At 66.0% G+C, this 19,540-nt stretch carries 17 protein-coding genes; 4 read left to right on the top strand and 13 right to left on the bottom strand.

What is annotated here, in order from left to right; translation table 11 throughout:
* The first annotated feature begins 30 nt into the window (after positions 1-30).
* Positions 31-657 carry a YoaK family protein gene (locus FHW94_RS10370; protein WP_349237491.1) on the top strand — a complete coding sequence of 209 codons (627 nt, stop codon included), beginning with the start codon at positions 31-33 and terminating at the stop codon, positions 655-657.
* Here the strand turns inward: FHW94_RS10370 and FHW94_RS10365 are convergent.
* The 3 genes from FHW94_RS10365 to hemB are packed head-to-tail and all read right to left on the bottom strand — an operon-like array spanning position 635 to position 2,487.
* Positions 635-922: a DUF167 domain-containing protein gene (locus FHW94_RS10365; protein ID WP_168555758.1), complete on the bottom strand. Its 288-nt coding sequence runs from the start codon at positions 920-922 to the stop codon at positions 635-637. The two genes, FHW94_RS10370 and FHW94_RS10365, sit on opposite strands and share 23 nt — an antisense overlap.
* Positions 903-1,484: a gamma carbonic anhydrase family protein gene (locus tag FHW94_RS10360; protein ID WP_179505898.1), complete on the bottom strand. Its 582-nt coding sequence runs from the start codon at positions 1,482-1,484 to the stop codon at positions 903-905. Before FHW94_RS10360 ends, FHW94_RS10365 begins: the two co-directional genes overlap by 20 nt.
* A gap of 7 nt (positions 1,485-1,491) precedes the next feature.
* Positions 1,492-2,487, bottom strand: a complete 996-nt coding sequence (hemB, locus tag FHW94_RS10355; RefSeq protein ID WP_168555756.1) for a porphobilinogen synthase — start codon at positions 2,485-2,487, stop codon at positions 1,492-1,494.
* A gap of 469 nt (positions 2,488-2,956) precedes the next feature.
* Here hemB and FHW94_RS10350 point away from each other — a divergent pair, with 469 nt between their 5' ends.
* Positions 2,957-3,412 (top strand): cell wall hydrolase, encoded by a 456-nt coding sequence (locus FHW94_RS10350; protein ID WP_168555755.1) that lies wholly within the window; start codon positions 2,957-2,959, stop codon positions 3,410-3,412.
* Between the two features lie 246 nt (positions 3,413-3,658).
* Here FHW94_RS10350 and FHW94_RS10345 read toward each other — a convergent pair whose 3' ends face one another.
* The 6 genes from FHW94_RS10345 to xseA form a co-directional block, all read right to left on the bottom strand.
* The gene (locus FHW94_RS10345) at positions 3,659-6,478 is read right to left on the bottom strand and encodes a TonB-dependent receptor (protein WP_168555754.1); all 2,820 of its coding nucleotides are present in this window, start codon (positions 6,476-6,478) and stop codon (positions 3,659-3,661) included.
* On the bottom strand, positions 6,475-6,669 hold the full coding sequence (locus FHW94_RS10340) for a hypothetical protein (protein WP_168555753.1): 195 nt from the start codon (positions 6,667-6,669) through the stop codon (positions 6,475-6,477). The genes FHW94_RS10345 and FHW94_RS10340 overlap by 4 nt, the downstream gene beginning before the upstream one ends.
* A 282-nt stretch (positions 6,670-6,951) precedes the next feature.
* Complete coding sequence (locus FHW94_RS10335) at positions 6,952-9,810, bottom strand: TonB-dependent receptor (RefSeq protein WP_349237490.1); 2,859 nt, start codon at positions 9,808-9,810, stop codon at positions 6,952-6,954.
* A 365-nt stretch (positions 9,811-10,175) separates the two neighbouring features.
* Positions 10,176-11,027: a M23 family metallopeptidase gene (locus FHW94_RS10330; protein WP_246866059.1), complete on the bottom strand. Its 852-nt coding sequence runs from the start codon at positions 11,025-11,027 to the stop codon at positions 10,176-10,178.
* A 1-nt stretch (position 11,028) separates the two neighbouring features.
* The gene (locus tag FHW94_RS10325; protein ID WP_168555752.1) at positions 11,029-11,235 is read right to left on the bottom strand and encodes a DUF2093 domain-containing protein; all 207 of its coding nucleotides are present in this window, start codon (positions 11,233-11,235) and stop codon (positions 11,029-11,031) included.
* A 37-nt stretch (positions 11,236-11,272) separates the two neighbouring features.
* Positions 11,273-12,757 (bottom strand): exodeoxyribonuclease VII large subunit, encoded by a 1,485-nt coding sequence (gene xseA, locus FHW94_RS10320; protein ID WP_168555751.1) that lies wholly within the window; start codon positions 12,755-12,757, stop codon positions 11,273-11,275.
* Here xseA and purD point away from each other — a divergent pair.
* Positions 12,756-14,033, top strand: coding sequence for a phosphoribosylamine--glycine ligase (purD, locus tag FHW94_RS10315; RefSeq protein ID WP_168555750.1), 1,278 nt, complete (start codon positions 12,756-12,758; stop codon positions 14,031-14,033). The genes xseA and purD overlap by 2 nt on opposite strands.
* A 1-nt stretch (position 14,034) precedes the next feature.
* On the opposite strand, the gene FHW94_RS10310 is transcribed toward purD, so the two are convergent.
* From FHW94_RS10310 to FHW94_RS10295, 4 genes are all read right to left on the bottom strand, one after another.
* Positions 14,035-15,888 carry a hypothetical protein gene (locus FHW94_RS10310; protein ID WP_168555749.1) on the bottom strand — a complete coding sequence of 618 codons (1,854 nt, stop codon included), beginning with the start codon at positions 15,886-15,888 and terminating at the stop codon, positions 14,035-14,037.
* Entirely contained in the window at positions 15,885-16,286 is a 402-nt protein-coding gene (locus FHW94_RS10305) for a GtrA family protein (protein ID WP_349237489.1), read from the bottom strand. Before FHW94_RS10305 ends, FHW94_RS10310 begins: the two co-directional genes overlap by 4 nt.
* Before the next feature lie 87 nt (positions 16,287-16,373).
* Entirely contained in the window at positions 16,374-17,972 is a 1,599-nt protein-coding gene (locus FHW94_RS10300; RefSeq protein ID WP_168555747.1) for an NAD(P)/FAD-dependent oxidoreductase, read from the bottom strand.
* A gap of 132 nt (positions 17,973-18,104) precedes the next feature.
* Positions 18,105-18,773: a PilZ domain-containing protein gene (locus FHW94_RS10295; RefSeq protein ID WP_248290481.1), complete on the bottom strand. Its 669-nt coding sequence runs from the start codon at positions 18,771-18,773 to the stop codon at positions 18,105-18,107.
* Positions 18,774-19,088: 315 nt separating this feature from the next.
* Here FHW94_RS10295 and rpoZ point away from each other — a divergent pair, with 315 nt between their 5' ends.
* Positions 19,089-19,433 (top strand): DNA-directed RNA polymerase subunit omega, encoded by a 345-nt coding sequence (rpoZ, locus tag FHW94_RS10290; protein ID WP_168555746.1) that lies wholly within the window; start codon positions 19,089-19,091, stop codon positions 19,431-19,433.
* Positions 19,434-19,540: the final 107 nt, after the last annotated feature.

Raw genomic sequence — 19,540 nt, 5'->3', positions numbered from 1 at the left:
CTACGCCATAGTCTGCAACCCATGGACCGCATGGATCGTGCCCGCCGCCGTTTTGCCATTGCCCTGGCCGCAATGGCCGGCTTCATCGATGCCGTGGGCTTTCTTTCGGCCGATGGCTATTTCGTCTCGTTCATGTCGGGCAACACCACGCGGCTGGGCGTGGCGCTGGGCACCGATGTGCCGCGCGCGGCGATGCCGGCGCTGTTGATCGGTGGCTTCGTCGCAGGCGTCACGCTGGGTGCCCTGGCTGCGCTCAAGGCCGGCACGCGGCGCAAGCTGGCAGTGCTGGCACTCGTGGCGCTCTGCCTGCTGGAAGCAGCGGGTGCGCGCGCGGTGGGCCTGCACGGGGCGATGCTGGCGGGCCTGGTGCTGGCCATGGGCGCGCTCAACAACACGTTCCTGCGCGATGGCGAAGTGGCCGTGGGATTGACCTATATGACCGGCGCCCTGGTCAAGCTGGGCCAGGGCCTGGCGCGCGAGATCGCCGGAACCCGCGCCGAATGGCGGCCCTGGGCGCTGCTGTGGGCCGGATTGCTCGCCGGCGCCGTGGTGGGAGCGTTCCTGCAGGATCGCCTGCCATTGGGCTGCCTGTGGATCGGCGCAGCCTGGGCCATGATCATGGCAGCCGTGGCAGTCAGGCTTCCGGCGGAAGCCTGACCAGCTTTTCGCGCGAAGTTGCGCCGCGCAACAGTTCCACGCGCGACGCGGCCACGCCCAGCGCCTGGGCCACCAGGCCGATCACCGCGGCGGTTGCCTTGCCGTCCTCGGGTTTGGCCCGCACTTTGACCAGCACGCGCCCATCCTCGATGCCCAGGCTTTCGGCGCGCGCACCGGGGGTGACGCGCAGCGCCAGGCGCCCTTCCGCATCGGCCAGCGCGCGCAAAGCGGCCGACGGTGGCAGTTCAATCCGCGGCCGCGCCATGGCAAGCCTGCGCCACGGCAGCGGCATGGGCCTGGCCGTTTTCGACATAGTGCGCCACGCCGCGCTGCATGTCGGCCAGGGCGGCATCGTTCAATTCGCGCATGAAGGCGGCGGGGCGGCCGCTCCACAACTGGCGCGCAGGAAGGCGCTTGCCCGGCGTGAGCATGGCGCCGGCGGCCAGCATGCCATCGCTTTCGATCACCGCGCCGTCCATGACGATGGCGCCCAGCCCCACGAAAGCCCGATCGTGCAGGATGCAGCCGTGAACCATGGCCAGGTGGCCGATCAGGACATCCTCCCCGATCAGGGTAGGAAAGCCTTCGGGCCGGCCCGGCTTCGGGCTGTCGCAATGGATCACCGTGCCATCCTGCACATTGCTGCGCGCGCCGATGACCACGCGGTTGACGTCGGCCCGGATCACGCAATTGTACCAGATCGACGCGCCTTCATCGATGGTGACATCGCCGATGATGCGGCAACCGGGCGCAATGAACGCCGTGGGGTGGATCTGCGGCGTCTTGCCATGCAGCGGCAGGATCGTGACGTCAGGGCGAAAGGTCATGGCGCGTTCAGGCTCCCAGCAGGCGCGCCGCATGGGCGGCGTGATAGGTCAGCACGCCCGAACAGCCCGCGCGCTTGAACGCCAGCAGGGTTTCCAGCACGAGCGCGTCGCGCTCGCCCGCGCCGGCGGCCACGGCTGCCTCGATCATCGCGTATTCGCCGCTGACCTGGTAGGCGAAGACCGGCACGCCGAAGGCTTCCTTCACCCGCACCGCAATGTCCAGGTAGGGCAGCCCAGGCTTGACCATGACGCTGTCGGCGCCCTCGGCCAGGTCCAGCTCCACTTCGCGCAGCGCTTCCTCGGCATTGCCAGGGTCCATCTGGTAGGTCTTCTTGTCGCCCTTGAGCAGCCCGCGCGACCCCACCGCATCGCGGAACGGGTCATAGAAGGCCGAGGCATACTTGGCTGCGTAGGACATGATCTGCACGTTCACGTGGCCGTGGCTTTCCAGCGCATCGCGGATCGCGCCGATGCGCCCGTCCATCATGTCGGACGGGGCGATGATATCGGCCCCGGCCGCGGCCTGGTTGAGGCTCTGCCCCACCAGCACCTCCACCGTGGCATCGTTCTCCACATAGCCGGCGGCGTTGACCAGCCCGTCCTGGCCATGGCTGGTATAGGGATCGAGCGCCACGTCGGTGAGAATGCCGATGGTATCGCCACAGGCATCGCGGATCGCACGGATCGCGCGGCACATCAGGTTGTCGGGGTTGAGCGCTTCGGCGCCATCGTCGCTGCGCCGCTCGGCCTGGGTATTGGGAAACAGCGCCAGGCAGGGAATACCAAGGTCCACCGCTTCCCTGGCACGCGCCACGATGCCATCGACCGACCAGCGCGACACGCCCGGCAACGAGGCGATCGGCGCTTCCACGCCGCTGCCTTCGGTGACGAACAGCGGCCAGATCAGGTCAGCCGGGGTGATCAGCACTTCGCGGTGCAGGGCGCGGCTCCAGGCGGTGGCACGGGTGCGGCGCAGGCGGGCTTGGGGATAGCTGGCGATCATGCCACCCTAGCTAGGCCCAAGGACCCGAGCGAGCAACGGGGCAGTTTGTCCGATCGCGCGGCGTCGCGGCGGTGCACCAGCGACGGGCCTTATGGGGGAAACACCCGATGTGGCCGGAAGGCTGCAACCGGGCGCAGGCACCCGCCACATGAACGCAACATGATTGACACATCGCCCCCAAGCGGCCACGGGGGGCGCCTTCGTTCAGCCGACTTGTCGGGGGGAGGGGCCAATTCGGGCCCGGGGCCCTGGCCAGTGGCGAGACGTGGGGAAGCCCGCACGCGCTTTTCGATTTGGGTTTTTATCGCGCGTGTGACTTGGCGACCTTGCGCCCGTGTGATGCCTTGGAATGTCCAGAAGTGCTTTTGGCAAAATAGCTTGTGTTCTTTCCGCAGCCGCGTTCCTGGCTGCGCTGCAGTTTTCCGCGCCTGCGGTTGCGGCCAACCCGGCCGATCTTCAAACCGCCGCGATGCAACCCGCAGTCGTCCTGCCCGCCTTGCCCGGTGCAGACCAGTCGGCCCAGACCGACTCGCCCTTGGTTGACAACCAAGCCACCTTGCAGCCCACTGCCGACCCGCGACAGGTCGAATGCATGGCCAAGGTCATCGTCCACGAAGCCGGCAACCAACCCCGCCGCGGCCGCGCCGCCGTGGCCCAGGTCATCCGCGCGCGTACGCGCGATGCCCGTTTCGCCACAGAGCCCTGCGCCGTGGTGCGCCAGCCCGGCCAGTTCTTCAACGTCGACGCCTATAACCCGCCGCGCGACACCGACCAGTGGCGCGAAGCCGTGGCCATCGCCACGCAAGTCCTTAACGGCCAAGCCGAGGATCCGGTTCCCGGCGCCCTGTTCTTTCATGCCGCCAGCAGCCCGATGAAGGGCCGCACCAAAGTGGGCCGCATCGAAGGGCACGTGTTTTACCGCTGAGATCCAGCGCAGCAAAAAACCAAAAAGGGCGCGGCCTATAATGGCTGCGCCCTTTTTTGTGCCTTGCAGGGAGGCGGGCTGTCCTGCCTGCTGGGCCCGGTAACGTGGCCGCCTCTTGGGGTGCCACGCTGTGGAGGCTGAATGCCGCTCGTGCGGCTCTGCAGCATTGGCGGGGTAACGAACCACCGGCACAAAAAAGGGGGCCAGCCTTGCGGCTGACCCCCGATTTTTCTGCGGTGGACCGGATCAGAAGTTCGCGGTCACGCGGGCAAAGAAGCTGCGGCCCAGGATATCGTAGATAACCGGGAACGTGCTGCCTGCCACCGAGGTGGCGCCGCTGGTGTCACCGACGATCGGCGGCGTCTTGTTGAAGACGTTGAGCACGCCGAGCGTGAAGGTGAACTTGTCGGTGGCGCGGATGTTCACCGTTTCATCGAAGTAGTTCACCACCGGGATACGGCTGGTCAGGATGTCGGTCGAGGCGTCTTCGGTGCTCGCACCGATCAGGCGCCAGCGGGTGGTGAAGTCCACCTTCTGGAAGCCGAAGCCGAGGGTCGCAACATGCTTCCACTTGGGCGTCGGATTGTCGCAGTCAGCCCCGAACTTGCCAGCGCATTCCGTCAGGACACCGTTGATCTCGTTGTTGTTCTTGATCTGGTAGGTGCCGTTGAAGGTGAAGCTGTAGTGGAAGCCAGCACGCGGGCCGTGCGCGTAGGCAAAGCCCACGTCGATGCCACGCGCCACGATCGAACCGATGTTGGCGTAGGTCGAGGGAACACCATAGGTGATGTTGCCGCTGAGCGAACCGTCAAGCGGGTTGCGCTTGATGCTCGAGCAGGCTGCCGACGAAGCGTTGCGATCGGTATCGAAGCACTGCGAGATGATCTGCGAGATCGTCGCGGTGTAGATCGCGTCCTTGATCTTGATGTTGTAGTAGTCGACCGTCAGCGAAAGGCCACGGACCGGCTCGACCACGGCACCAACGGTGAAGGTGTTCGACTTTTCAGCCTTCAGATCGGGGTTACCGCCGAAGAACGCGTTGACCTGGCCGGCGATGGGCTGCGGAATGCTGCCGATCTGGCTCTGCTTGGCGCCCTGCGCGACGCAGATCGCTGCGGTGGTGGCGTCAACGTTGGCGCCAGCGCAGGGATCGGTGCCGAGGCTGCCGGTGCCCGGCGTGATCGGCAGGTACAGTTCATAGAGGTTCGGCGCGCGCACGGAGTGCTGGAAGTTCGCGCGGAACTTCAGACCCTGCACCGGAGCCCAGTCACCGCCGAACTTGTACGACGACACGCGACCCGAGGTCGAGTAGTCGGAGATACGGTAGCCGGCTTCGACGTCGAGAGCCTGGAACAGGGGCTTTTCCTGCACCAGCGGCATCTTGAATTCGACGTAGGCTTCCTTGACGTTGTAGCTCTTGTTGCGAATGTCGAAACCCTGACCGTAATAGATCAGGTCGCCCGAAGCATAGGCATCGTCAACGTCGGTATCGGCCGTTTCACGACGATAGTCGGCACCGATCGAGAACGCGGCCGGCTTGTTGGCCAGCGGGCTGGTCAGGAAGCCGAGGTCACCCGAAATGCTGGCTTCGGCCACGAACTGGCTGGTCTTGTTGTCCTGGGTTGCGTTGCGCAGGACATACGACAGCGCGTTCTGCGGCAGCGTGCCGACAGTGAACACGTTGAGCGGCAAGCAGCCATTGGCCCGCGCGCTGGCGCTGCGGCAGATGGCGTTGCCGTTGGCATCGGCGATGACGTCCAGTGCTTCGGTCAGCGCGGTATAGGAAAGGTCGTTGCGCAGGATCTGGTGCTTGTGCACTTCGGCGTACTGGACCGAAGCATCCCACTTCAGGCTGCTGCCCAGATCGCCGCGCAGGCCGGCCAGGACCTGCCAGGTGTCGCTGCGGTGTTCCTCGATGCGGCCACCGGTTTCGGTGATGCGGCGGCGGATACCCACGGTGGAGGTGCCGTCCGAATTGATCACCAGATCCGGGTTTGCGGCCGTGTTGAAGAACGCATCGCGTTCTGCCGCAGTCAGCAGCGGGTTGGTGGGATCGATGTTGAACGAGAAACCAGCCGTGGCGGTGGGCGCCAGGGTGGTGATCACCTTGGTGTGCTGATACGAACCCCAGCCATAGAGTTCAACGCCATCGGTGATGTTGTAGTTGAACAGCGCGGTGCCGCCCCAGCGCTGGAAGGGCAGCTGGGCATAGTTCACCGGGTTGTAGTTGTAGCCCACGACGTTCGACGTGAGCGTACCGTTAGCCGTGATCTGCTGACGACCAGCGCCGGGAATGTCGAACGCGGTCGGGGTGGTGTTGGACGAGCCGCAGAACGACACGTTGTCGTCCGAGCAAAGCACGCTGTTGCTGAACGAGCGCGCGCCATACTTGACGCCGTCGCGCTGCGAATAGTTGCCCGCGATCACGATGTGGCCGCGATCGCCCAGGTTGAAGCCAGCAGCGATGCTGCCGTCGTAGAACGCGCCGTCGCCATGGCCGGTGATCTGCGAACCGCCATCGACCTTGAAGCCGGTGAACTTGTCATCGAGCACGAAGTTGACGACGCCGGCGATGGCGTCCGAACCGTAGACCGCCGAAGCGCCGCCGGTGAGGACCTGGACGTCCTTGAGCAGGATGGTCGGGATCTGGTTGACGTCGACCGAACCGGTCGTGTCATAGAGCGGCAGGCGCTTGCCATTGAGCAGGACGAGCGTGCGCTGCGAACCCAGGCCGCGCAGGTCGAGCGTGGCCGAACCGTCACCCGGGTTGTTGCTGGCGCCGGTGCTGCCGCCCGCGAACTGCGGGTTGACCGACAGGATCTGTTCGACCGTAACGGTGTTGACCGACTTGATCGATTCCGAGCTGATCACCGAAACGGGGCTCGACGCGGTAAGGTCGGGGCGCTCGATGCGCGTACCAGTCACGATGATCGGGGTGGAGTCGTCGGCGGTAGCTGCATCGGCGGGAGCGGCGTCCTGCGCGAATGCCGGTGCGGCCAAGGAGGCGATGGCAAGCGCGAAGCCTGCTGCACCGGCGCGATAGGCGGTGGTCTTGTGCTTGGTCACTGTTCAGTCCCTTCTGGTGGCAGCCGACCAGGTGGGCTGCCAGGAGCGACAATCCCGGCTTTCCAAAGCATGCCCGGCATAAGCGCAGGGCGATGCAGCGTTCCACGAAAGCCGGGATCGATGCTGCCTTGTGCGAGATTTTTCGTCGCAATTGAAAGCAGGTTCTGAGTGCAGGATTCAAAACGTTTCATCTATGTTGCAACGAAGCAACATAGGTACCAACCTAGGGGAAACTGCGCGAAATTTATGCAAATCAAAGCGGCCTGAAAGCCACATTTCGTTTCAACTGTGTCGGAATCTTGCCCCTTTGCGACGTGCCGTGAACGACAGCACCCGCGCAGCGCGAACCGGTCGGCACAACACCCGCGTCGCAGGCACGAAAAAAGGGCCGGGTCAAAAGACCCGGCCCCTTGATTGCCGAACGGCGGCCCGGCAGCCCGGCGCCGCAGCGCCCGGCCGCTTGCCCGCTGCCGTCAGAAGTTGGCGGACACGCGCGCGAAGAACGTGCGGCCCATCACGTCATAGACGGTCGCGAACGTGCTGCCCGCCACCGAGGTGGCACCGCTGGTGTCGCCCACGATCGGCGGCTTGGTGTTGAACACGTTCAGCATGCCGAGCGAGAAGGTGTACTTGTCGTTGACGCGGATATTCGCGGTTTCGTCGAAGTAGTTGTAGGCCGGGATGTGGCTCTTTTCGATGTCGGTGTATTCGTCTTCCTTCACCGCACCGATCAGGCGCCAGCGGGTGGTGAGATCCAGGTTCTTCCAACCGATGTTGAGCGAGGCAACGTGCTTCCACTTGGGCGTGGGGGTATCGCACTGCGCGCCGAACTTGCCCGCGCATTCATAGGTTTCGCCGTCGATCACCGAGTAGTTCTTGATGACGTAGGTGCCCGCGAAGTTGAACCCGTAGTGGAACGCCGACTGGCGACCGCGGCGGAAGTTCAGCCCGAAATCGAGGCCACGTGTGCGGATGACCGCCACGTTGTCATACAGCGTTTCCACGCCCACCGAGGTATCGCCGCTGAGCGAACCGTCGATCGAGCTGCGGTGGATCATCTGGCAATAGGCGTTGTTGACGTCGCCCGAAGCGAAGCACTTGCTCACCACCGTGGTGGCCGAGGTGTAGGTGATCGCGTTGGCGATCTTGATGTCGTAATAGTCCAGCGTCAGCGACAGGCCCGGCACGCGGCGCGGTTCGACAACCATGCCGACCGTGATCGTGTTCGACTTTTCCGGCTTCAGATCGACGTTGCCGCCGTAATAGGCGTTGACCTGGCCCGCGGTGGGCTGGGGAATGCTGCCCTTGTTCAGTTCGCTTTGCGTGGCGCCTTGCGCGATGCACAGCGTCTGGATCGAGGCGGCAACGTTGGCCCCCGCGCAGGGATCGGTCTGCAGGTTGCCGGTGCCCGACGTGGTCGGCAGGTAGAGTTCGTAGAGGTTGGGCGCGCGCACCGAGCGCTGGAAGTTGGCACGGAAGCGCAGGCCTTCGACCGGCGCATAGTCGCCGCCGAACTTGTAGGCCGAAACGCCCCCGGCGATCGAATAGTCGGCATAGCGGTAGCCGGCTTCGATATCGAGTGCCTGGATGCCGGGCTTGTCCTGCACCAGCGGCATCTTGAACTCGGCGTAGGCTTCCTTGACGTTGTAGCTCTTGTTCGGGATGTTGAAGCCCTGGCCGTAATAGATCAGGTCACCCGAGGCATAGTTGTCGCTCACCCGCGTATCGGCGGTTTCACGGCGATAGGTTGCCCCCACGGCGAGCGCGGCCGGCGCAGCGGCGAACGGGCTCTGCAGGAACTTCAAGTCGCCCGACAGGTTGCCTTCGGCCACGAACTGCGTGGTGCGGTCGTCCTGCGTGGCGTTTTCCAGCACATAGGACAGCGCATCGCTGGTGATGCCATTGACCGAGAACACGTCGATCGGCACGCAGCCGGCAGCCCGGGCCGAGGCGCTGCGGCACTGCACGCCGCCATTGCCGTCGGACACGGCGTCGATCGCGTTGGTCAGCTTGGTGTAGGACAGATCGTTTTCAAGCAGGGTGTGCTTGTGCACCTGGGCGTATTGCACCGAGGTGTCGAACTTGAACCCGGTGTCGAAGAAATCGCCGCGCAGGCCCATCAGCGCCTGCCAGGTGGTGGTGGTGTGCTGTTCCACGCGCCCTTCAGTTTCGGTGATGCGGCGGCGGATGCCGATGGTGGAACTGCCATCGGAATTGATCTGGAGATCGGGGTTGGCGGTCGTGTCGAAGAACGCGGTGCGTTCCGCGTCGGACAGGTAGGGGTTGTCGGAATAGATGTTGAAAGAATAGCCCGCCGTGGCCGTGGGGGCCAGCGTCTGCACCGTCTTGATGTGCTGATACGAACCCCAGCCGTAGAGTTCGACATGATCGCTCACGTCATAGTTCCACAGCGCCATGCCGCCCCAGCGCTCGAACGGGGTCTGCGCATAGTTGACCGGGTTGTAGTTGTAGCCAGCGACATCGCTGGTCAGGCCGCCCGAGGCCGTCACCTGCTGGCGCGAAGCACCGGGGATGTCGAACGCGGTCGGCGAGGTGTTCGACGAGCCGCAGGTTTCCGACAGGTCGTCGGAGCAGAGCGTCTTGTTGCTGAAGCTGCGCGCGGAATACTTCACGCCTTCGCGCTTGGAATAGTTGGCCGACAGCACCAGGTGGCCGCGATCGCCGATGTTGAAGCCGCCCACCAGGCTGGCGTCGTACTGCGCGCCATCGCCATAACCGGTGACCTGGGCGCCGCCATCGAATTTGAGGCCGGTGAACTTGTCGTCCAGCACGAAGTTGACCACGCCCGAAATGGCGTCGGACCCATAGACCGCCGAAGCGCCGCCGGTGAGCACCTGGACGTTCTTGATCAGCGCGGTGGGGATCTGGTTGACGTCGACCGAACCCGTGGCGTCATAGACCGGCAGGCGCTTGCCGTTGACCAGCACCAGCGTGCGCTTGGAGCCGAGGCCACGCAGGTCGAGCGTGGCCGAGCCATCGCCGGGGTTGTTGCTGGCGCCGTTGAGGCCGGCGGCAAACTGCGGGTTCACGGCCAGGATCTGTTCGACCGTGACGGTGTTGACGGTCTTGAGCGTGTCGGCGCTGATCACCGAAACCGGGCTGGAGGCGGCCAAGTCGGTACGGTCGATGCGCGAACCGGTCACGACAATCTCGCTGCCGGCGTCGGCAGCAGGCGTATCGGTAGCCGGAGTGGCGGGAACGGCGGCAGGCGCGGCAGCGTCCTGCGCCATGGCCGGGTTGGCCAGCGAAGCCAGCGCCAGGGCCAGGCCTGCTGCACCAGCGTAATAGATGGACGGGGTGGTCTTGCTCACGGTCTATGTCCCTTCTGGGGGCCGATGCCACATGGGCAGCGGCCGAAAGCGACAATCCCGACACTCCGATGCCATGGCCCGCGACAGGCAAACCACAGCAAAGTTCCACGAGTGCCGGGATCGATGGACCGGTTTCTTGTGAGATTTGGGCCGCCTTGAAAGCGCATTGTGCAGAGCCAAAATAAATGACTACCACTGTGTGACAAAGCGACAACAGTATCTGCAAACCCATGAAATTTAGTAGTTTAATGTCGAAATATTACGTGCACATCTGCAACAGTCATTTTCCAATGAAACCATCGACGATTTCAGGTGAGACGATTGGGCACGCCTGTATCAGCGCCGTCGCAACTGCTGGCAGCCCGTCAGGCGAGGAATAGCAGCGGATCGAGCCGGCGCAGCAGGCTGCCCGCCTGCCAGGCCAGGGCCCAGTGCAGGTGAGGGCCGGTGGCCCGCCCCGTCATGCCGACGGTGCCGATCGGCTGGCCCTGCGCAACCTCGTCGCCTTCGCGCACCAAGTGCGTGCTGCAATGCAGAAATGCGCTGCCCAGGCCCATCCCGTGGTCGAGCATCAAAAGGCGCCCCTCCAGGCTGAATGGCACCTGCGCCGCCAGCACGACGACACCATCGGCCGGGGCCACGAATGGCGTTCCGGCTGGCGAGGCCATGTCCAGCCCGCCGTGATAGGCGCCAGGCTGTCCGCGATAGACCCGCTGCGCTCCAAAGCGCCCGGAAAAGCGCCCAGGTGCAGGACGCACCATGGCTTGTCGCCAGCCCTGGGCGGAGGTGCGCCGCGCCCGCGCGGCATCGATCTGTGCGCGTTCCTGCGTGCGGCGGGCCAGGAATTCGGCATCGGGCACGCCTGGCGGCCGCAAGGGCGCATCGACGCGCTCGATCTGCCAGGCGCGCGGCGTGATGGCAAAGGGGACCGTGGTGCGCCGGCCGCCGGCGTCAATCAGCGTCACCATGGCCTGGGCCGGAGCGTCGCGGTCAAATCCAACGAAGAATTGGCGATCTTCGGCCAGCGGCAAAGGCGTGCCATCCAGTTCGACCGCCACCACGCCAGCCGGGGCCTGCCCGCGCAGCCAGCCCCCTTGGGACAGGCGTGCCGGCCAGCGCGGCCCCTGGGCATCGGCTTGTTGGGCCAGCCCCGCGCGCGGCAGGGCCAGCACACCCAACCCGCCCGCCATGATCGCGCGGCGGGTCAGCCCCGACATCTCAGCCCGCCTGCCCCAGCAATCGCCGCGTGGCTATTTCGGGGGTGGCATAGGCTTCCTGCAACTCGGCGCTCCAATAGCGCAGCGCGTCGAGCGGGATCGGCACGCCGCTGACCGCGCAGATCACGTGGTCACCGGCCGAAAGCTGGCGAAAGGTTCCGGGCAGATAGTGCAGGCGGGCAAGGCGGCCAGTGGGAGACATCAACATGGCCGCCGTTTTACGCGCTGCCACCGGCCTTGGCAAATCACAGCAGCTTGGGCTGGACGCTTTCCGCCGTGCTGCGCGGGCGGCTGGCAGAGCGCGCAGCGGCCGTGGGCGGCGCCGGCGCATCGCCGGTGGTCACATCGAGCGTGCCATCGGCGAATTTCAGCGTCAGCGCGGCGCGCGCGGCAGCGGTGGCGCGGTCTTTCACCACATGGTCATCGCGATCGGTCACCAGCACATAGCCGCGCTGCAACGGCGCCTCGGGATCGAGCGAGCGGCGCAGGCGATCAAGCGCCTCGACCCGGCCGCGCGCGTGTTCGATCCGCTGCAACAGCGCTTCGGGCCGGAGGCGCTGCGCCGTCAATCGTTCGCGCTCGCGGTCCAGCCGCTGGGTGAGCAGAGCCGGACGCAGCGCGCCACCGTGGCGGGCGAGCACCCCGGCAGCGATTTCGGTGCGGTGGACCAGGGCGCGGCGCAGGCGATCCGACAGGTCGTCCAGCCGCTGGCTTTGCGGGCTGAGCAGGGCCTGCGGGCTGGGCAGGCGCTGGCTGCGCACCTCCAGCCGCTCGCGCGCATGGGCCAACAGGCGAGCCAGCGCCCGGCCGCGCCGGGCCTGCAGTTCATGGACTTGCGCGGCCAGTTCGGCGCGCACCGGCACGACCAGCTCCGCCGCCGCCGTGGGCGTGGGGGCGCGCAGGTCCGCCGCGAAATCGGCGAGGGTGGTGTCGGTTTCATGGCCCACGGCGCTGATCACGGGAATCGTGCTGGCGGCGATCGCGCGCACCACCTCTTCCTCGTTGAAGCTCCACAGGTCCTCGATCGAGCCGCCGCCGCGCGCCACGATCACCACATCGGGGCGCGGCACCGGGCCGCCCGGCGCCAGATCGGAAAAGCCACGCACCGCTGCGGCCACCTGCGCCGCCGCGCCCTGGCCCTGGACCAGCACAGGCCAGACCACGACATGGCTGGGAAAGCGATCGGACAGGCGGTGAAGAATGTCGCGGATCACCGCGCCGGTGGGCGAGGTGACCACCCCGATCACGCGCGGCAGGAACGGCAGCGCGCGCTTGCGCTGGGGCGAAAACAACCCTTCGGCCTCCAGCCGCGCCTTGGTCTTGGCCAGCAGGGCGAGCAGCGCGCCTTCGCCGGCAATCTCCATGCGATCGACCACGATCTGGTAGTTCGAGCGGCCGGGATAGGTCGTCAGCTTGCCGGTGGCGATCACTTCCACGCCGTCTTCGGGCACAAAGCCCAGGCGCTGCGCATTGCCGCGCCACATCACGCCATCGAGCCGCGCACCTTCATCCTTGAGCGACATGTAGAGGTGGCCCGAAGCCGCGCGCTTCACGCCCGAAAGCTCCCCGCGCACGCGCACGAAGCCGAAGCGGTCTTCCACCGTGCGCTTGAGCTGGGCAGAAATCTCGGAAATCGACAGGGCCGGGGCGTTGTCGCCGGCGCGTTCGCTCGCTAGGAGCCCGTCCTTGCGAAAGTCATCGTCGTCAGAAGGCGCGGAAGGGAAGGGCATGCATATCCTGTTGTTGGGTTCGGGCGGGCGCGAACATGCCCTGGCCTGGAAACTGGCCCAATCCCCGCTGTGCAGCAAGCTCTATGCGGCACCCGGCAATCCCGGCATCGCCCAGGACGCGCAACTCGTGGCGCTCGACGCCACCGATCATCCCGCCGTCATCGCCTTTTGCGCCGAGCAACGCATCGGGCTGGTGGTGATCGGGCCGGAAGCGCCGCTGGTCGATGGCCTGGCCGATTCGCTGCGCGGCGAGGGTATTCCGGTGTTCGGGCCAAGCAAGGCCGCCGCGCAGCTCGAAGGGTCCAAGGGCTTTACCAAGGATCTCTGCGCCAAGGCCAACATTCCCACCGCCGGCTATGTCCGCGCCACCAGCGCCCCTGCCGCGCATGCCGCGCTCGACCAGTTCGGCGCCCCGGTGGTGATCAAGGCCGATGGCCTGGCCGCCGGCAAGGGCGTGGTCGTGGCCATGACCATGGACGAAGCCCGCGCCGCGGTGGACGACATGTTCGACGGGCAGTTCGGCGAAGCCGGGGCCGAAGTGGTGATCGAGGAATTCCTCGAAGGGGAGGAAGCCAGCTTCTTTGCCCTGACCGACGGCGCCACCGTGCTGCCGCTCGCCTCGGCCCAGGATCACAAGCGCGTGGGCGATGGCGACACCGGCCCCAACACTGGCGGTATGGGCGCCTATAGCCCGGCCCGCGTGCTGACCCCGGCGCTGGAAGCCCAGGCCATGGCGCAGATCATCGTGCCGACGGTGAAAGCCATGCAGGATGCCGGCACGCCTTATTCCGGCGTGCTCTATGCCGGGCTGATGCTGACCGCCAAGGGCCCGCAACTGATCGAATACAACGCGCGCTTCGGCGATCCGGAATGCCAGGTGCTGATGCTGCGGCTGGAAACCGACCTGGTGGAACTGCTGCTGGCCTGCGCGGAAAACCGCCTGTCCAGCGTGGAGCCGCCGCGCTTCAGCAGCGATCCCGCGCTGACCGTGGTGATGGCCGCGCAGGGCTATCCCGGCACGCCGAAAAAGGGCGGTCATATCGGCGGCATCGCGGCGGCCGAAGCGAGCGGGGCCAAGGTGTTCCACGCCGGCACCGCGCAGGATGGCGACGGCCAGCTGATTTCCTCCGGCGGCCGCGTGCTCAACGTGACGGCGCGCGGCAAGACCGTGCGCGCGGCGCGCGATGCGGCTTATGCCGCGGTGGATGCACTCGATTTTGCCGACGGATTCTGCCGCCGCGACATCGGCTGGCGCGAAATCGCCCGCGAGGGCTGATTCAGCCGACCACGCGCCAGATCGCGATGTTGGTCGGCTCGGCGCCGGCCGGTATGGGCGGCGTGGCGACCGGCTTGAGCCAGGCCGGGGGCTTGCCCGCCAAGAGGCGCGCGGCCAGGCCATCGGGCGCTTGCGCACGATAGAGGCCCATCTCAGGCGCCACTGTGCAGACCACCACCAGCGTCGCGTGGCGCTTGTGCATATAGGCCAGCGCCTGGTCCGGCGGGGCCGTGAAGCCGTGCATGACATCGCTGATCGCGGCGGCGGCGCGGTGATGGCCGGTGGCCACCACACGCTGCCGGGTACGCAGCAGGATGTTAGGCCCGATATCAACCGGGGCAAAGATGTCAGTAGCCGGCATCGTGGCCAGCGGCGCCAGGCCCGCGGCAAAGTCGCAGCCGGTCAGGCTGCCCAGCCCCTTGGATCGATTCTGGGGGTGATGGCCCATCGCCGCCAGCGCCGCCTTGGGCACGGCAATCGCAATGACCGGCAGAACAGTGAGCAGAATTAGCAGGTTATAGGCCATGCGGCGGCCATTGCCGGACTGTGCCACGGCGCGCATGCGCCATTGCGAAACCTGCCAGGCGGCCGGCACGATGGCCAGGCCCACCGCCGTGATCATCGCGCGGCCCACCAGCAGACCCACAGCTGCCGCGCCCAGCAGGATCAGGCCGTGTTCGGCCCAGCGCAGTTGTTCGGCCCGCGCTGGCGCGCTGCGCAGCAGGCGCCAGCAGGCCCAGAGGCCCAGCGGCACCACGCCGACCAGCGCCACGGCGTCTTGCAGCGGGCTGCGCCACACCGGCAGGCCTTCGCGCACATGGTCAAGCCAGTGCGACTTCACATAAGGATCGATGCCACCGAACGCCCCCGTCGCACATTGCGGCGCGGCGCCAGCGATCATCGCCGCCGCTCCGCCCGCCGCCAGCGCCAGCACGCCCAGCGCCACCAGCGGCGAGCGTGGGCGCCATAGCGCCAATCCGCCACAGCACAGCGCGGTCCAGCCCAGCGCGGCCAGGTGCATGGGCGAAACCGCATCGCAATGCTGCGCCAGATCGGCCAGGCCCCGGCAGGCCAGGAACAGCCCGGCGGTGCCAACCGCCAGCGCCAGCGCGGTATGGCCCAGCCGCTGCCATGCATCGGCGTTTCGCCGCTCGATGATTGCGCGCAGGGCCAAGGCGCCGATGAACAGCGCGGCCAGCGGCAGCCCTTCCAGGGAAATCGTCAGGCTGGCAGCCAGCGACAGGCCGATGATCCAGCCGCCCCGGCGCGGATCGCGCGCGTGCAACCCGGCCATGGCGCCCAACGCGGCCACGATCTGCCAGCCATGGTGATCGATACGCAGCGGCTGCATCTGGTGCAGCATCGTGCCCGACAGCCCCACCACCACCCCGGCCATCAGCGCGGCATGGCGCCCAAACAGGCGGTTGGCGGTGTGCATGGCCAGCGCCAAGGTACACAGGACCGTAAGCGCCGGCACGATCAACAGCGCGGCCACTTCCGCGCCCGCCTGGCCGACCAGCGGGCGGAACAACACAATGACGGCAGCAAGCGGGATATCGACCAGGCGCGACCAGTGCATCAGCACGCCTTCGGGCGCCATGACGCGATATTGGTGCATGTCGAACCAGCCCTGGCCGGCCAGTAAATCGCGCACCTGGACCAGGCGCAGCACATCATCGGGATCGCCCATGCGCACGGCCAGGATATTGGGCACCTGCACCAGCATCTGCAGCGCCACGATCAGCGCCCAGAAGAGCAGGATCGAACGCCAGATCGGGGCCGGGCGGCCGGTTTCGGCCCCCAGCGGCATTGGCCCCCGCAGATCGACCATCGGCGACGCGGCCAGCGTGGTCATGCGCGGAACACCACCTGCTTGCGCAGGACCCAGGTTGCGGCAAAGCTGAGGACAATCGCCAGGAACTTGGCCAGGCGCGGATCAAGGCCCAGGTGCGCCATGGCGCCGACCACCACGGTCGTGATGGCCAGGCCGACCAGCGCCGATCCCACGAACAGCGCCTGCTGGCGCACGCGGGCCGGCCCGGTCTGCGCCACGCTGTCGGCGAACACCGCCCGGCTCGACAGCAGCCAATGCGCCGCGATGCCCAGGGCATAGCCCAGCGCCGAAGCCGCCACGGCCGGCACGCCGAACGACAACAGCGCGAGGAAACTGCCCATATCCACCGCCAGCGCCCCCACGCTGGCCAGGATATAGCGCACCAGCGTGTACTGGCTGACGCGCTGGAAAAGGGGCATGACCATTGCCATCATCACCATATCGCCTTTGGTCGAACGGGCAGTGTGCCCGGATACATCACGCATCCGGGCAAAACCGGCAAGAATTCAGGCCGCGCGCCGATCGGCAGCCGGATCGATCCGGGCCGGAACCGCGCGCACCGATGCCAGGGCAGCGGCCTGGTCAGCCGTCACCGGGCGCGTCGCCGGCAACCCGCTTTCATCGCCCTCGGCACCCGCCTCGTGATATTCGGCGTCTTCGTTGACGCACCAGGTGTCATATACGCGGCGTTCGGCCACGATGTTTTCCACCGTCAGCATCGCCGTCATCATCGCGTGGTCCTGGTTGTTGTAGCGGTGCATGCCGTTGCGGCCCACCAGGTGCAGACTGGGATAGGCCGCTTCCAGTTCGGTGCGCATGGCCGCGACGTTGGCGGCATAGGTATCGTCATAGACCGGGTAGGCCTTTTCCTGGCGTACCACCACGCCGCCGATCACCTGGTCCGGGCGCACGAGGCCCAGGATTTCCATCTCGCGGGTGGCCAGCGCCACCAGGTCATCGTCGCTCGATGCCCACAGGTCGTCGCCTTCGAAGCAGAAGTATTCCAGGCCCACGCAGGCCACGCTGTCGTCCGGCACCATTTCGGGCGACCACGAGCGGAAGTTCTGGATGCGGCCGACTTTCACCTTGCTGTCGTGGATGTAGATCCAGTTGTCGGGGAACAGGTCTTCCGACCGGATCTTGAGCGCCACGGTAAGGAAATCGCGGTACTTCAGGTCGTTGGCCTCGATCGTGGTCTGCGGCAGCGGGTGCATCCGCGCGGCCAGCTCGCGCATCGGGGCCGAGGAAATCGCGTGGCGCGCGCGGATCGTCGTCTCGCCGCCATCGGCGCGCGTAGCCGCCAGGCGCCAGCCGCCCTGGCCATCGGCCGCGAGCTGCTTCATCGCGTGGCCCATCAGGATGTGGCCGCCCTTGGCCAGAATCTTGTCGCGCGCGGCTTCCCACATCATGCCCGGCCCGAGGCGCGGATAGCGGAAGGTTTCCAGCAGGGTCTTGGTGGCCATGCCGTCGTTGGGCTTCTTGTTGAGGCCCAGGCTGCGCTTGAACCCGTCGAGCACGGCAGCGCCGAGCGAAAGCCCCTTGATGCGCTGCGCGGCCCAGTCGGCGCTCATCTCGTTGCAGGGCATGCCCCAGACCTTTTCAGTATAGGTCTTGAAGAAGATCGAATAGAGTTTCTGCCCGAACTGGTTGGTCGTCCAGTCCTCGAAACTGCGCACGGTCTTCTTGGGGAAGGCCTTGGCCTTCACATAGCTGGCCATGCACAGCGTGGAACGAATCACCCCCAGGTTGAACAGTGCCTCGAACGCCCGCAGCGGATAGGAATAGAACTTGCCCTCGTAATAGATGCGGCTCATCCGCGGGCGCTGGATGAAATCGTCGGGCAGGATCTCGTTCCACAGGTCCACCACGGCCTGCGACTTGGAAAAGAAGCGATGCCCGCCGATGTCGAAGCGATAGCCGTCGTGTTCGACCGTGCGACTGATCCCGCCGACGTAACGCGTGTCCTTTTCGATGATCGCCACCGACAGGCCCTGCTTGGTGAGGAGATAGCCCGCCGTCAGGCCCGCAGGCCCAGCCCCGATGATCGCCACATCAACATCATATTGACGGCCATCCCCGGCAGCCGTGCTCAAACCGTTAACCATCCCATGCCCCCGTCCAAGCGGTTTCGCTGATGAAAGCGGGATGCCGGAAAATGGATAAAGGACGGTTAACGTTAAGCAGTCCTTGCCGGGTGCATCCGGATTTGGCGCGGGGTGGCAGACCCGCGCGCGCGCTCAACCGGGCCGGCCCTTGCGCCGTGCCGCTTCGGCCAAAGCTTGGCTCAATTGCAGCGGAGCGGAAATGCGGGCCAGTTCGTCCAGCTTGAAAGTCTGTTCGAACACCAGGCCATAGCGCGGGTGGTTACGCCAGCGCACCTTGGCATAGATCGGCTGCATCACGCCGGTATCCAGCCGCACCAGTTCGTGCACCATCAGCCACTTTTCGCATTCGATGCAGGCGCCCTGCTGCGAAATATCGTGGAACTGCACGTGCACGCTTTCCCCGCCCGAATGCAGCACCGCATCGAGCACCAGGCGCAGGCGCACCTGGCGGCGCGGGTAGGGGCCGTCGTGCTCGTCGATCAGGCGCTGGACGTCGACTTCTTCAAGGAATTGCAGGCCGGCATGATCGCCCGTGGTCCACACCAGGCGCGCGTCGTGGCGATCGCCGTTGCCAAGCTCGATCGCCAGGGTCTGGTGATCGGGAATCGGCGTGAACAACCGGATCTTGACGCCGGTGGCCGAAGCATCGCGCAGGATGCACAGGAATTCGCGGCCATCGACGATCAGCTTGGCGGCACGGATCAGCAGGGTGAAGCGGGGCGCGGCGCGCATCTCGGCACCGGTGGAAGGGGCGGCGATGTCATGCCCGGGTGGATCGGGCAGATCGTTGCGCTGGGCCACGGCCCTGGTCTCCAATGCGTGCGGTTCCCCTTTTGGCCGGGTGCACACGATCCCGGTATTGTCGAACCTATCTATCAAGTCTTGCCTTTACGTTACCTTTGTTTGCGCAGTTCCGACAAAAATCAAACAACTCTTTTGTCATCGCAGCGATTGCACCACTTGGACATGACGATTCGCGGTTTGCGCCGAGCGCGTGCCACGGGACGGGCGCCGTGCCGGGGGCACCGGGCGGCTGGATGCCAATTTCCTTGACTTTTCGGCCACGGCTACCTAGCTGCACGCTCTTCCCGCTCATTCCTATTTTTCGGAGTGCCCATGGCGCGCGTTACCGTCGAAGATTGCGTCGACAAGGTTCCCAACCGTTTCGATCTGGTCCTGCTGGCCGCCGAGCGCGCCCGCGCGATTTCGGGCGGTGCCGAACTCACCGTCGATCGCGACCGCGACAAGAACCCGGTCGTGGCGCTGCGTGAGATCGCCGAAGAAACCGTGCGACCCACCATCCTCAAGGAAAACCTGATCCAGTCGCTGCAGCGCGTGCTGCCCGACGACGATGACGAAGTCGATGAAATCGGCTCGCTTTCGCAGTCGGCCGAAGCGCTGCGCATCACGGCCGCAGCGCCGGTGCGCAACACCTCGCTGGGTGCAGACTACGACGCCTGACCGGCTTTGAATGCCGGGCGTTCCGTCCGGTTTTCAACACAGGAACCAAGGGCGCGGGGGATAAATCCTCCGCGCCTTCTTGCGTGGGCGGGATGCCGCCGCCACAT

The organism is Novosphingobium sp. SG720, from assembly GCF_012275365.1.
GTDB lineage: Bacteria > Pseudomonadota > Alphaproteobacteria > Sphingomonadales > Sphingomonadaceae > Novosphingobium > Novosphingobium rhizosphaerae.
The sequence above is the reverse complement of the archived record's forward strand: the minus strand, read 5'-3'. Positions and strand labels throughout refer to the sequence as shown.

What these genes read in the sequence shown, in the direction of transcription:
- FHW94_RS10310 (WP_168555749.1), bottom strand. Translation starts at nt 15,888, where the DNA reads ATGACCACGCTGGCCGCGTCGCCGATGGTCGATCTGCGGGGGCCAATG.
- FHW94_RS10305 (WP_349237489.1), bottom strand. Translation starts at nt 16,286, where the DNA reads ATGCCCCTTTTCCAGCGCGTCAGCCAGTACACGCTGGTGCGCTATATC.
- FHW94_RS10365 (WP_168555758.1), bottom strand. Translation starts at nt 922, where the DNA reads ATGGCGCGGCCGCGGATTGAACTGCCACCGTCGGCCGCTTTGCGCGCG.
- purD (WP_168555750.1), top strand. Translation starts at nt 12,756, where the DNA reads ATGCATATCCTGTTGTTGGGTTCGGGCGGGCGCGAACATGCCCTGGCC.
- FHW94_RS10370 (WP_349237491.1), top strand. Translation starts at nt 31, where the DNA reads ATGGATCGTGCCCGCCGCCGTTTTGCCATTGCCCTGGCCGCAATGGCC.
- FHW94_RS10360 (WP_179505898.1), bottom strand. Translation starts at nt 1,484, where the DNA reads ATGACCTTTCGCCCTGACGTCACGATCCTGCCGCTGCATGGCAAGACG.
- xseA (WP_168555751.1), bottom strand. Translation starts at nt 12,757, where the DNA reads ATGCCCTTCCCTTCCGCGCCTTCTGACGACGATGACTTTCGCAAGGAC.
- FHW94_RS10340 (WP_168555753.1), bottom strand. Translation starts at nt 6,669, where the DNA reads ATGAAACGTTTTGAATCCTGCACTCAGAACCTGCTTTCAATTGCGACG.
- FHW94_RS10325 (WP_168555752.1), bottom strand. Translation starts at nt 11,235, where the DNA reads ATGTTGATGTCTCCCACTGGCCGCCTTGCCCGCCTGCACTATCTGCCC.
- hemB (WP_168555756.1), bottom strand. Translation starts at nt 2,487, where the DNA reads ATGATCGCCAGCTATCCCCAAGCCCGCCTGCGCCGCACCCGTGCCACC.
- FHW94_RS10330 (WP_246866059.1), bottom strand. Translation starts at nt 11,027, where the DNA reads ATGTCGGGGCTGACCCGCCGCGCGATCATGGCGGGCGGGTTGGGTGTG.
- FHW94_RS10350 (WP_168555755.1), top strand. Translation starts at nt 2,957, where the DNA reads ATGCAACCCGCAGTCGTCCTGCCCGCCTTGCCCGGTGCAGACCAGTCG.
- rpoZ (WP_168555746.1), top strand. Translation starts at nt 19,089, where the DNA reads ATGGCGCGCGTTACCGTCGAAGATTGCGTCGACAAGGTTCCCAACCGT.
- FHW94_RS10300 (WP_168555747.1), bottom strand. Translation starts at nt 17,972, where the DNA reads ATGGTTAACGGTTTGAGCACGGCTGCCGGGGATGGCCGTCAATATGAT.